An 11,758-nucleotide genomic window follows, 5' to 3' on the forward strand; every position below is an offset into this window, starting at 1 on the left:
GCACGGGTTAGCGCTCTTAGGGGATAAGCTTGACCATTGGCGCGATCATTCGGGGGAAGACCGCCGGCTATGTCTTCGGAGCGATCACCGCGCTGGCCGCGTGGGCGTTGCGCTATGCGCTGAATGACTGGTTCCCGCCGGGCTTTCCGTATCTGACCTTCTTCCCGGCCGTGGTGGTCACCGCCTATTTCGCCGGGCTGCGGCCGGCCCTGCTGTGCGCGGTGCTGTCGGGCGTGGCGGCCTGGTACTTCTTCATCCCGCCGTATCGCACCTTCGTCCTGAACTTCCCGACCGCGGTGGCCCTGGTCTTCTACGCCTTCGTGGTGGCGGTCGACATCTTCTTCATCGACGGCATGCGCAACGCGCTGCGGCAACTGGAGGAGGAGCGGGCCCGCTATGCCGATTTGGCCGAGAGCCGCGACCTCCTCTATCGCGAACTGCATCACCGGGTGAGCAACAATCTGCAGCTGGTGGCCGCGCTGCTGCGGCTGCAGATCGCCGGCGTCGAGGACGCCGACGCCCGTCACGCGCTTTCCGAGGCCGGGGGGCGCATCGACGTGATCGCCAGGATCCAGCGCGAGCTGCACGACGCGGTCGGCGATCCGGCCCCGTTCCGCGCCTTCGCCGAGGGGGTGCTGTCGGGGGCGGCGGCGGCGGCCGGGGCGCGGGTGGCCCTGTCCATCGAGGGCGGCGACCAGCCCCTCCACCCCGACCAGGCCACGCCGGTGACCCTGGTGATGCTGGAAAGCTTCAACAACGCCCTCGAGCACGGCTTCGGCGAGGGCGGCGGCGGCCGGGTGCGGGTGCGGCTCGACCAGACCGGGCCGCTGCACGAGCTTATGGTGGCCGACGACGGCGCCGGTCCGCCCGGGGGCTTCGACCTCGCCCAGTCGAAGAGCCTCGGCCTGCGCATCGTGCGGGCCATGGCCCAGCAACTGGGCGGGACCTTCGAGCTGGTCCGCGAGGCCGGCTGGACCGTCGGCCGCCTGCGCTACGCGCCCAAGCGGGACGATCTCGCCCGCTAGGTCCGCTCCGCCGCCGGCTCGGTCTTGGCCTCGCGCGGCGTGATCAGGCGGCCGAGCTTGGGCGCCAGCCAGTGCTCGATGTCGTCGATGATCTCATAGACCACCGGCACCAGGACCAGCGACAACACGGTCGAGGTGATCAGGCCGCCGATGACGGCCACGGCCATCGGCTGGCGGAACTCCGAGCCGGTGCCGATGCCGAGCGCGGTCGGCAGCATGCCGGCCATCATCGCCAGGGTGGTCATGACGATCGGGCGGGCCCGCTCGTGGCAGGCGTCGAGGATGGCGTCGCGCTGGCTCATGCCGGCCCGCTCCTGCTCGATCGCGTACTCGACCAAGAGGATCGAGTTCTTGGCCGCCAGGCCCATCAGCATCAGGAAGCCGATCAGCGACGGCATCGACAGCGACTGGCCGGTGACCAGCAGGGCGAAGAAGGCGCCGCCGATCGCCAGCGGCAGGGCCGACAGGATGGTGATCGGCTTGAAGAAGCCGCGGAACAGCAGGACCAGCACGCCGAACACCAGGCCGACCGCCGACAGCAGGGCGACGGCGAAGCCGGTGAAGAGCTCGACGAAGGCCTCCTGGTCGCCGGCCGAGGCGGGGCCGACGCCGGCGGGCAGGTTCTTCATGGTCGGCAGCTTGCCGACGTCGCTCATCGCCTGGCCCAGCTGGGCGCCGTTGTTCAGGTCGGCCTCGATGGTCACCTGCCGCTTGCGGGCGAAGCGGTCGATCTTGGCCGGACCGGCCTGGAACGACAGGTCGGCCACGGTGTCGAGCCGGGTCGAGCCGCCGCCGGCGGTCGGCACGCGCAGCGCGCCCAGGGCCGCCAGGTCGCGGCGGCTCTCGGCCGGCAGGCGCACGCGGATCGGGATCCGCCGCTCGCCCTGGGTCATCTTGGCGACATTGGCGTCGATGTCGCCGACCGTGGCCACGCGGGCGATGGCGGCGATGTCGGCCGAGCTGACGCCCAGGCGCGCGGCCTCGTCGGGCTTGGGCCGGATCAGGATCTCCGGACCGCTGGGCGGCGAGGACGGACGCGGGTCGGCGACCGTCGACAGGCCCTGCATCTCGCGCTCGATCTTGGCCGCCGTGCGCTCCAGCAGCGGACCGTCCTCGGAGACCAGGATGGTCTGCACCTCGGACGTGCCCCAGTCGCCCAGCAGGTTGACGCGGGCGTCGGGGATGTCGTGCAGGCTGTTGCGGACCTGCTGTTTGATCTGCGTGACCGTCAGGTCGCGATCGTCCTTCAGGACGATGGTGACGGTGGCGTCGCGGATGTCGGCGCCGCTCTGGCCGCCCCAGCCGTTGCCGATGTTCGACCCGACCTGGGCGAAGACGTGGGCGACCTCGCCGCGCTTGCGGAACAGCGTGGTGATCGACTGGACGGTGCGGTCCATGTCGGCCACGGTCGCGCCAGGCGGGCCCTGGACCTTCAGATAATAGTAGTTGTTGTTGGCGGCCGGCTGGAACGCCGTGGGCAGGAAGACGGCCAGGCCGAACGAGCCGATCAGGATCACCGTGCCGATGATCAGGCTCAGGAACCGGTGGTCCAGCGCCCAGTCCAGCACGTCGCGATAGAAGCCCTTGAAGTCGCGGCGCGGATGCGGGGCCTTGGCGGGCTTGAGGAAATAGGCGGCCAGCAAGGGCGTCAGCAGGCGAGCCACGACCAGCGAGAACAGCACGGCCACCGCGACGGTCAGGCCGAACTCCTTGAAGAACTGGCCGGGCGTGCCGGGCATGAACGAGACGGGCACGAACACCGCCACGATGGTGAAGGTGGTGGCCACGACCGCCAGACCGATGGCGTCGGCGCCCTCCATCGCCGCCTGGAACGGCCGCTGGCCGCGCGCCACGCGTTTTTCGATGTTCTCGATCTCGACCACGGCGTCGTCGACCAGGATGCCGATGACCAGGGTCAGGGCCAGCAGGGTCACGACGTTCAGCGAGAAGCCCATGATCGCCATGAAGGCGAAGGTCGGCACCAGCGACACCGGCATGGCGATGGCGGTGATCAGGGTGGCGCGCCACTCGCGCAGGAACAGGAATACCACCAGCGAGGCCAGCAGCATGCCTTCCAGCAGGGTGTGCTCGGTGGCCGCGAAGCTGGCGCGGGTCTCGTCGACGGTCGAGAAGATCTTCACGAAGGCGACGCCCGGCTGCTTCTGGGCCAGGCGGTCGACGGCGGCCTTGACGCGATCCTCGACCGCGACGTCGCTGCTGTCGCGGGTCTTCATCACCTGGAAGGCGACGACGGGGCGGCCGTCGAGGCGGGCGAAGCCGCGCTCCTCCTCCGAGCCCTGGCCGACCTGGGCCACGTCGGTCAGCTTGACGTAGCGCCCGCCGCCGACGGGGATGGTGATGGCGCGCAGCTGCTCGACCGTGTTCGCCGCGCCCAGGACGCGCAGGGTCTGCTCGCGGCCGCCGATATTGGCGCGGCCGCCGGGCGCGTCGACGCTGAAATTGGCCAGGGCCTGGCTGAGCTGCGGCGCGGTGACGCCGAAGCTGGCCATGCGATCGGGATCGATCAGGACGTTGACCTCGCGGTCGACGCCGCCGACGCGCGCCACCTGGGCCACGCCCTTCTCGCCCTGCAGGGCGCGGGTGACCGTGTCGTCGATGAACCAGGACAGCTCGGTCGGGCTCATGTTTGGGGCGGTGACCGCGTAGGTGATGATCGGCGCGCTGGTGATCTCCAGCCGCTGGACGATCGGCGCGTCCACCTCGCGCGGCAGGATGGCGCGGGTCTGGTCGACCTTGGAGCGCACCTCGTCGGTGACCTTCTGCAGGTCCTCCCCGAGATTGAACTGGATGGTCGTGGTCGAGGCGCCCTGAACGACCGAGGATCTGATGTCCTTGACGTTGGAGATGCCCGCCACCGCGTCCTCGATGGGCCGGGTGACCTGGGTCTCCATCTCGCCGGGGGCCGCGCCGCTCTGGGTGACCGTCACGGTCACGGCGGGGAACTCGACGTTCGGGAACTGCTTGATCGGCAGGGTCAGATAGCAGCCGATGCCGGCGATCAGCAGGGCGATGAACACCACCGCGATCGGGATGGGATTGCGGATCGCCCAGGCCGAGACCTGGAGCCCGCCGGTCTTGTGGTCCTCGATCATTAGCGGGCGCCTTGAGCCGCCGGAGCGGGACGAACGACGTCGCCGTCGGTGACGAACGAAGCGCCGCCCAGGACGATGCGGGTTCCGGCCGGCGGACCCTGCACCAGCTGCGCCCAGCCGCCGCCCTTCTGGCCGATCTTCACACCGACCTGATGGGCGCGGTTGTTGCTGTCCACGGTCATGACGAAGAGGCCGTCGGCCTCGTAGCGGATGGCCGACTCCGGAATAGCGGTGACCGCCGCGCCCGAGGCCCCGAAATTGGCGCGGCCGAAGCCGCCGGGGCGCAGGTCAGGCCGCACCGGCAGGCGCACGCGCACCTTGCCCAGGCGGCTCGTGCTATCGACACGCGGGCTGATCAGCCGCACCACGCCGGGGATCAGCTGGCCGCTGGGAAGCGAGACCTGGGCCGTCTGGCCGACGCGGATGCCCGCCAGATCGGCCTCGTTGACCTCGGCGTCCAGTTCGACCAGGCCGTCGCGGGCGATGCTGAACCACGGGGTGGTCCCGCCGCCGGCGATCTGGCCGGGCTGGACGCCGCGCGACAGCACCCGGCCGCTGACCGGGGCGGTGATGGTCATCCGGCCGGCGCGGGTGCGCAGCTCCTTCAGCGCCGCCTCCTGCGCCTTGGCCTGGTAGCGGCGGGTCTCGATCTGCTCCTGGCTGAGCACGCCCTGGCCGTCCAGGCCGGAGACGCGCGCCGCCTCGGCCTGGGCCTGGGCGGTGACGGCGGCCTGCTGGTCGATCTGGGCGCGCAGCAGGGTGTCGTCCAGCTGGGCCAGGGGCTGGCCGGCGCGGACCCAGTCGCCTTCGTCGGCATAGAGCCGCGCGACGCGATAGCCGGTCAGTTCGGAGCCGACGGCCGCCTCCTCGCGCGAGACCAAGAGGCCCGAGGCCTCGATCCCGCTGCCGAGCGGGCGGGTCTCGACCGTGCCGACGCTGACGGCGCGCGCCTGGGCGGCGGCGGCGCTGGCGGGCTTGTCCTTCTTGCCGCCGCAGGCGGTCAGGCCCACCGCGGAGCAGACCAGGGCGGTGGCGATCAGATGGCGGGTCGTCATCGGGGCGGGTCTCATCGGGCGGAAGGCTTGCCGAAATCGGCGGGCTTGGAGGGAACGGACTCGGGCGACCAGCCGCCGCCGAGCGCCTTGTAGGTCTGGACGGCGCGTTGCAGCGCCTGGGTCTGGGCGCCGGTCAGGGCCGTGCGGGCCCCGCGCCAGGCCTGTTCGGCCTGCAGGGCCGTGGTCAGGTCGGTCAGGCCGGCGGCGTAGCCCTTGCGGCTGGCCTCGTAGGCGGCGGCGGCGCGACGCTCGCCGGCGGCCAGCAGGGCCACGCGGCGCTGGTCGGCGTCGTATTGCGTCAGCGCGTTCTCGGTCTCGCCGAACGCGCGCTGGACGGTCTGCTCGTAGGTGACGGCGGCCTGCTCTACGCGCGCCCCCTGCGCCTTGATGTCCGACAGCAGCTTGGGGATGTTCAGCACCGGGGTCGACAGATTGGCGCCCAGGGTCCAGGCCGAGCTGGTCGTCGAGACCGTGCCGCCCGACTGCAGGAAGCTGGGGCTGATCGACTTCTGGATCCCGAAGCCCGGTGTCAGGGTCAGGGTCGGGAACAGGGCCAGCTCGTTGATGTTCAGATTGCCCGAGGCCGAGGCCAGCCGAGCGGCGGCCTCGCGCACATCGGGCCGGCGGGCCAGCAGCTCGCCCGGAGCGGCGGCCGGGACCGGCGGGGCCTTGGCCAGGGTCGCCTCGACCGGCAGGCTGGCCAGCGGGTCGACGCCCTTGCCGACCAGGATCAGCAGGCTGCGGCGCGACGCGCGCAGCTGCGCCTCCAGCGCGGCGGCCTGGGCCTGGGCCTGGGCCAGGTCGGCCGCGGTGCGGTCGCCCTCGGACGTCGCCGACAGGCCCCGGCGGCCCTTCTCGTCGGCGACCTTGAACAGGCTCTCGGCGATGCGGGCGTTGGCGCGGGCGTCCTCCAGCTGCACGGCGTAGCCGCGCGCCTCGAAATAGGACTGGGCGACATTGGCGGCTAAGGCGGCGCGGGCGCCCTCATAGGAAAAGCGCGCGGCGGCCAGATCGTTGTCGACCACGCGGCGGGCGGCGCCGCGCCGGCCGATCAGGTCGAGCTCCCACGAGACGTCGAAATTGGCCGCGTAGCTCTTGCTGACCCCGCCTTGCGTAAAGCCGCCGGCCCCGGTCTGGTCGATGATGTGGGTGTCGGTGCGCTTGGCCGAGCCGGTCAGGGGCGTCTGCGGGATATAGATCTGGCGAAGCTGGCCCTCGCGAACGGCGCGCGCCTCCGCGAGTCGGGCGGCGGCCAGGCGGGCGTCGGGGCTCTGGGCCAGGGCGGTCGTGATCAGATCGTTCAAGACCGGGTCGTCGAAGCTGGTCCACCAGGTGTCCAGCGTCTGGGACGGCAGGGCCTGGCCCGCCGGCGCCTCATAGGCGGCGGGCAGGCGCACATCGACCTTGCGCGGCGGGGTCGTGCAGGCCGACAGGCTCGCGCCCGCCAAGGCGACGGTCGAGGCGAGCAGGATCACGGAGGAGCCAGCAGGCCGGCCAGGACGCCCGGCGGCGCCGGTCTTGGCGAGACGCATTCAGTTCAAACCCAATTGTCCCCGCCGTCGGGCAGGCTTCTGGCGACCAGTGGTCTCCCACTTAGGCGCCCGAGCCCCGATCGAAAACCCCCCGCGCAACGCTTTAGCGCAGCTTGTGTGCGTCTCGTCGGGTCCCGGACGTCGTGGACGCCATACCCTGTCGCCGTGCGACGTGACGCCGCGCCCGCCTCGCCCTGCCCGAGCGACGGTTGACGCGGCCGCGAAACATACCCCATCATCGAAACAGGTGTTCGACCTCAATCGTCGACGCCCGCGTCGGCTACCAGACCGACGAAGTATGCGTGGCTTTTCAAACGTCCGGCCCAGGGGGAACCAAGGCTTGTCGGCGCTCGAAGACGCATCACCGGGTTTCGAAAACGAACGCTTCGCGCGGGTCGCCAACGCGATCGCGCGGGGGCGCGTCACCGCCGCGCGCGGGAGGTCGCCGCCCAGCTAGCCACCACACCGCGCACGGTCACAGGGCCCGCTCGAACGAGGCCCGTCCAAGCAACAATCGAGGGAGGGAAGATCATGAAACCACACAGCGCCCTGTTGGGCGGCACGGGCCTGGCTCTAGTGCTCGCGATGGCCGGCGCCGCTCAGGCCCAGCAGAAGCCGGCCGACAATCCGACCCAGGTCGAGGAAGTCATCGTCACCGGCTCGTTCATCAAGGGCACGCCGGAGGACGCGGCCCTGCCGGTCAAGGTGATCGGCGCCGAGGAACTGCAAAAGCGCGGCTCGCCCTCGACGGTCGAGCTGATCAAGGCGCTGTCGGTCTCGAGCGGCGTTCTGGGCGACACCAACCAGTTCGACAGCCGCGCCCAGGGCTCGGAAGGCTCGGGCTCGGTGAACCTGCGGGGCCTGGGCTCGCAGCGCACCCTGGTGCTGCTGAACGGCCGGCGCCTGGCCATCAACCCGCTGGCCGCGGCCGGCGCCGGCATCGTCGACACCAACATCCTGCCCGCCGCCGCCATCGGCCGCCTGGAAGTGCTGAAGGACGGCGCGGCCGCGACCTACGGCTCGGACGCCATCGCCGGCGTGGTCAACTTCATCACCAAGAAGAGCTTCCAGGGCCTGGAGCTGGGCGCCGACTACCGCCACATCGACGGCTCGAAGGGCGACTACGGCGGCAGCCTGACCTGGGGGCAGGTCTGGGAGAACGGCAACGTCCTGGCCAGCGTCGGCTGGCAGCACCGCTCCAAGCTGTCGGTGGCCAAGCGCGACTGGGCCAACCGGCCGTATCTGAGCAACCCCGAGGCCGGCTGGTCGGCGGCCGGCAATCCCTCGACCTTCATCCCGCTGGCCAGCACCACCAACGGCATGCGCGACCCCGGCTGTTCGGGCCTGGGCGGGTTCCCGGGCTTCTCCGGCCTGACGCCGGTCTGCTACTGGCACTACACGCCGTTCGACAACCTGGTCGAGAAGTCCAACGCGGTGCAGGCCTATGCCGAGGCCAACGCGGACCTGTCGGCCAAGACCAAGTTCCACGCCGAGGTGCTCTATTCGCACACCGACGTTCCGGACTGGAACACCTCGCCGTCCTACGCGGCGCTGGCGACCCCGACGGCGGAAGCCTCGCCGATCCCCGGCCGCTATATCGTGCCGGCCAGCAACCCCGGCCTGATCGCCTTCATGGCGGCCAATCCGACGGTGCAGCTGACCAGCCTGGTCAACGGCTCGGTCTCCACCGTGCCCAGCTCGGTCTTCGCCTTCGGGGCCATCAACGCGGCCAACCGGCCGTTCGGCCTGGGCGGCAATCCGAAGTTCGGCTACGGCCCCTCGATCGGGTCGCGGTCGTTCGACGCCTTCCGCGTCTCGGCCGACCTGTCGGGCGAGTGGGACAACGGCATCGGCTGGGACGTCGCCCTGACCTATTCGCAGGAAGTCGGCATCCGCACCGGCTATGACACCCTGGTCAACCGCTTCGCCCTGGCGCTGCAGGGCCTGGGCGGTCCGCTGTGCGACAGCGACAAGAACACGCCCGGCATCCAGGGCACGCCCGGCGTCGGGCAGTGTATGTATTACAACCCCTTCGCCAGCGCGATCCCCAGCAACGCCATCACCGGGACGGCCAATCCGCTCTACACGTCGTCCCTGGCCAACAACAAGGATCTGGTCGACTGGTTCTTCAAGAAGCTGTCGACCAAGCAGTCCTCGCGCCTGTTCGTCGGCGAGGCGGTGCTGAACGGCAAGACCACCATCAGCCTGCCCGGCGGCGACGTGGCCTGGGCCGCCGGCGTCCAGTATCGCCGCACCTATTTCAAGGCCGACTACAACGACATCAGCAACGCCCTGATCAATCCGTGCGTCAACACGCCGGACTTCGGCGTCACGACCTGCACGGGCTCGACGCGCAACGGCCCGTTCATGTTCCTGGGCGTCGGCACCCCGGCCGACAATCAGAGCGACGTGATGGCCGGGTTCGGCGAACTGTCGATCCCGATCACCGAGACCTTCCAGGCCCAGCTGGCCGCCCGCTACGAGAAGTACGGCGGCGCGATCGGCTCGACCTTCAATCCCAAGGCCTCGGTGCGCTGGCAGGCCACCCCGTGGCTGGCGTTCCGCGCCTCGGCCGGTTCGACCTTCCGCGGGCCGCCGGACCCGGTGACGACCAACACCTCGGTGACCTCGCTTCAGGGCATTCTGGGCGTGTTCCGGGCCGTCGACATCTACGGCAATCCGAAGCTGAAGCCGGAAAAGGCCAAGACCTTCAACGCGGGCGTGCTGCTCAACGCCGGCGAGTTCAAGGCCAGCGTCGACTACTTCTATTTCGACTTCAAGGACCCGATCGTCGCCGAGCCGGTGGCGGGCATCGTCAGCGCGCTCTATCCGAACGGCGCGGCCGGAGCGAACAACTGCGCCGATCCGGCCTATGCGGCCCTGGTGGCGCGCTTCACCTTCAACGGCGCGTGCGGCACGCCGACGACCAGCATCGCGCGCCTGCGGACCAACTATATCAACGGCGCGGCGGTCAAGAACGCGGGCCTGGACTTCACGGCCGACTATCGCTTCCGCGACGTGATGGGCGGCGACGTGACCCTGGGCGGCACCGCCACCTACGTCCAGAAGTACGAGGTGGGCGCCACCCAGGTGGAGGGGATCACCGTCGAGAAGCCCTTCGACGCCGTCGGCCTCTTGAACTACCAGACCACCGTCGTGCCGATCCCGAAATGGAAGGGCGACGCCTATGTCGAGTGGAACAAGGGGCCGCATAACCTGCGCCTGACGGTCCACTATATCGGCAGCTACACCGACCAGCGCACCGCGCCGTTCGCGGCCAACGCCTATAAGGACACCACGGGCGCGGGGGTGACGGTCAGCGCGGGCAAGACGATCGAGAAGCAGGTGCTGACCGACCTCTCGTATCGCGTCTTCCTGCCGTGGGACACGACCATGACCCTGGCGGTGACCAACATCTTCGACAAGGCCCCGTCCTACGCCCGCCTCGACCTGGGCTACGACCCGTTCACCGGCGACCCGCTGGGCCGCACCTACAAGGTGGGCCTGCGCAAGAAGTTCTAGTTCCTCGGCGGTCTTGTGTGGGACTTGCGGCGCGTCCTCCCCCAGGGACGCGCCGTCTTCTTGCGCGTCGGACGGCGCCCGAGGATTTGAGGCGATAAGCTCTCCCTTCCCCCTTGATGGGGGAGGGGCCGGGGATGGGGGTGACCCGCGGAGGTCAGGCCGCGCGCGGCCTCGGACGCCGCGTCACCCCCACCCTGCCCTCGCCCATCGAAGGGGGAGGGTCTTACATCTCCGGAACCGCCTCACAGCAAAAGGCCCCGGAGTTTCCTCCGGGGCCTTCGCTTAGCTCAGTTCAGCGTGTGCTGAAGATCGTTCGAGATTACTCGACGATCTTGGCGACCACGCCGGCGCCGACGGTGCGGCCGCCTTCGCGGATGGCGAAGCGCAGCTTTTCTTCCATGGCGATCGGGGTGATCAGCTCGACGTCCAGCTCGGCGTTGTCGCCCGGCATGATCATTTCCACGCCTTCCTTCAGCTTGATGATGCCGGTGACATCGGTCGTGCGGAAGTAGAACTGCGGACGGTAGTTGGTGAAGAACGGGGTGTGACGGCCGCCTTCTTCCTTGGTCAGGATGTAGGCCTCGGCCACGAACTTGGTGTGCGGCGTGATCGAACCCGGCTTGCACAGCACTTGGCCGCGCTCGACGTCTTCACGCTTGGTGCCGCGCAGCAGCACGCCGACGTTGTCGCCGGCCTGACCTTGGTCCAGCAGCTTGCGGAACATTTCCACGCCCGTGCAGGTCGTCTTCTGGACCGGACGGATGCCGACGATCTCGACTTCCTCGCCGACCTTGACGATGCCGCGCTCGACGCGACCGGTGACCACGGTGCCGCGGCCCGAGATCGAGAACACGTCTTCGACCGGCATCAGGAACGGCTGGTCGACCGGGCGCTCCGGCTGCGGGATGTAGGCGTCGACCGAAGCCATCAGCTCCAGGATCTTCTCTTCGCCGATGTTGGCGTCACGGCCTTCGACCGCGGCCAGGGCCGAGCCCTTGGTGATCGGGATGTCGTCGCCCGGGAACTGGTACGACGAGAGGAGTTCGCGAACTTCCATCTCGACGAGCTCCAGCAGCTCCTCGTCGTCGACCATGTCGACCTTGTTCATGAACACAACCAGGGCCGGCACGCCGACCTGACGGGCCAGCAGGATGTGCTCGCGGGTCTGCGGCATCGGGCCGTCGGCGGCCGACACCACCAGGATCGCGCCGTCCATCTGGGCCGCGCCCGTGATCATGTTCTTCACGTAGTCGGCGTGGCCGGGGCAGTCGACGTGCGCGTAGTGACGGTTCTGCGTCTCGTACTCGACGTGCGCGGTGTTGATCGTGATGCCGCGGGCCTTTTCTTCCGGCGCGGCGTCGATGTCGGCGTAGTTCTTGGCGGTCGCGCCGCCCGTCTTCGCCAGCACGATCGTGATCGCCGCCGTCAGCGTCGTCTTGCCATGGTCAACGTGACCAATGGTGCCGATGTTGCAGTGCGGCTTAGTGCGTTCGAACTTTTCCTTGGCCATC

At 69.6% G+C, this 11,758-nt stretch carries 5 protein-coding genes and 1 pseudogene; 2 read left to right on the forward strand and 4 right to left on the reverse strand.

Going from position 1 to position 11,758, the window contains the following annotated elements; translation table 11 throughout:
• Positions 1 to 29: 29 nt before the first annotated feature.
• Entirely contained in the window at positions 30 to 1,025 is a 996-nt protein-coding gene (locus Q0V34_RS13555; RefSeq protein ID WP_297512744.1) for a sensor histidine kinase, read from the forward strand.
• Here the strand turns inward: Q0V34_RS13555 and Q0V34_RS13560 are convergent.
• The 3 genes from Q0V34_RS13560 to Q0V34_RS13570 are packed head-to-tail and all read right to left on the reverse strand — an operon-like array spanning position 1,022 to position 6,725.
• Complete coding sequence (locus tag Q0V34_RS13560; RefSeq protein WP_297512746.1) at positions 1,022 to 4,138, reverse strand: efflux RND transporter permease subunit; 3,117 nt, start codon at positions 4,136 to 4,138, stop codon at positions 1,022 to 1,024. The two genes, Q0V34_RS13555 and Q0V34_RS13560, sit on opposite strands and share 4 nt — an antisense overlap.
• A complete protein-coding gene (locus Q0V34_RS13565; RefSeq protein WP_297512747.1) occupies positions 4,138 to 5,208 on the reverse strand; it encodes an efflux RND transporter periplasmic adaptor subunit in 1,071 nt (356 codons plus the stop codon). The genes Q0V34_RS13560 and Q0V34_RS13565 overlap by 1 nt, the downstream gene beginning before the upstream one ends.
• Positions 5,205 to 6,725 (reverse strand): efflux transporter outer membrane subunit, encoded by a 1,521-nt coding sequence (locus tag Q0V34_RS13570; protein WP_297512750.1) that lies wholly within the window; start codon positions 6,723 to 6,725, stop codon positions 5,205 to 5,207. Before Q0V34_RS13570 ends, Q0V34_RS13565 begins: the two co-directional genes overlap by 4 nt.
• A gap of 194 nt (positions 6,726 to 6,919) precedes the next feature.
• Here Q0V34_RS13570 and Q0V34_RS13575 point away from each other — a divergent pair.
• A pseudogene (locus tag Q0V34_RS13575) lies at positions 6,920 to 10,247 on the forward strand (TonB-dependent receptor).
• Positions 10,248 to 10,566: 319 nt separating this feature from the next.
• Here Q0V34_RS13575 and tuf read toward each other — a convergent pair.
• Positions 10,567 to 11,757, reverse strand: a complete 1,191-nt coding sequence (gene tuf / locus Q0V34_RS13580) for an elongation factor Tu (protein ID WP_297512752.1) — start codon at positions 11,755 to 11,757, stop codon at positions 10,567 to 10,569.
• Position 11,758: the final 1 nt, after the last annotated feature.

This window comes from uncultured Caulobacter sp. (assembly GCF_947036865.1).
Classification (GTDB): Bacteria; Pseudomonadota; Alphaproteobacteria; order Caulobacterales; family Caulobacteraceae; genus Caulobacter.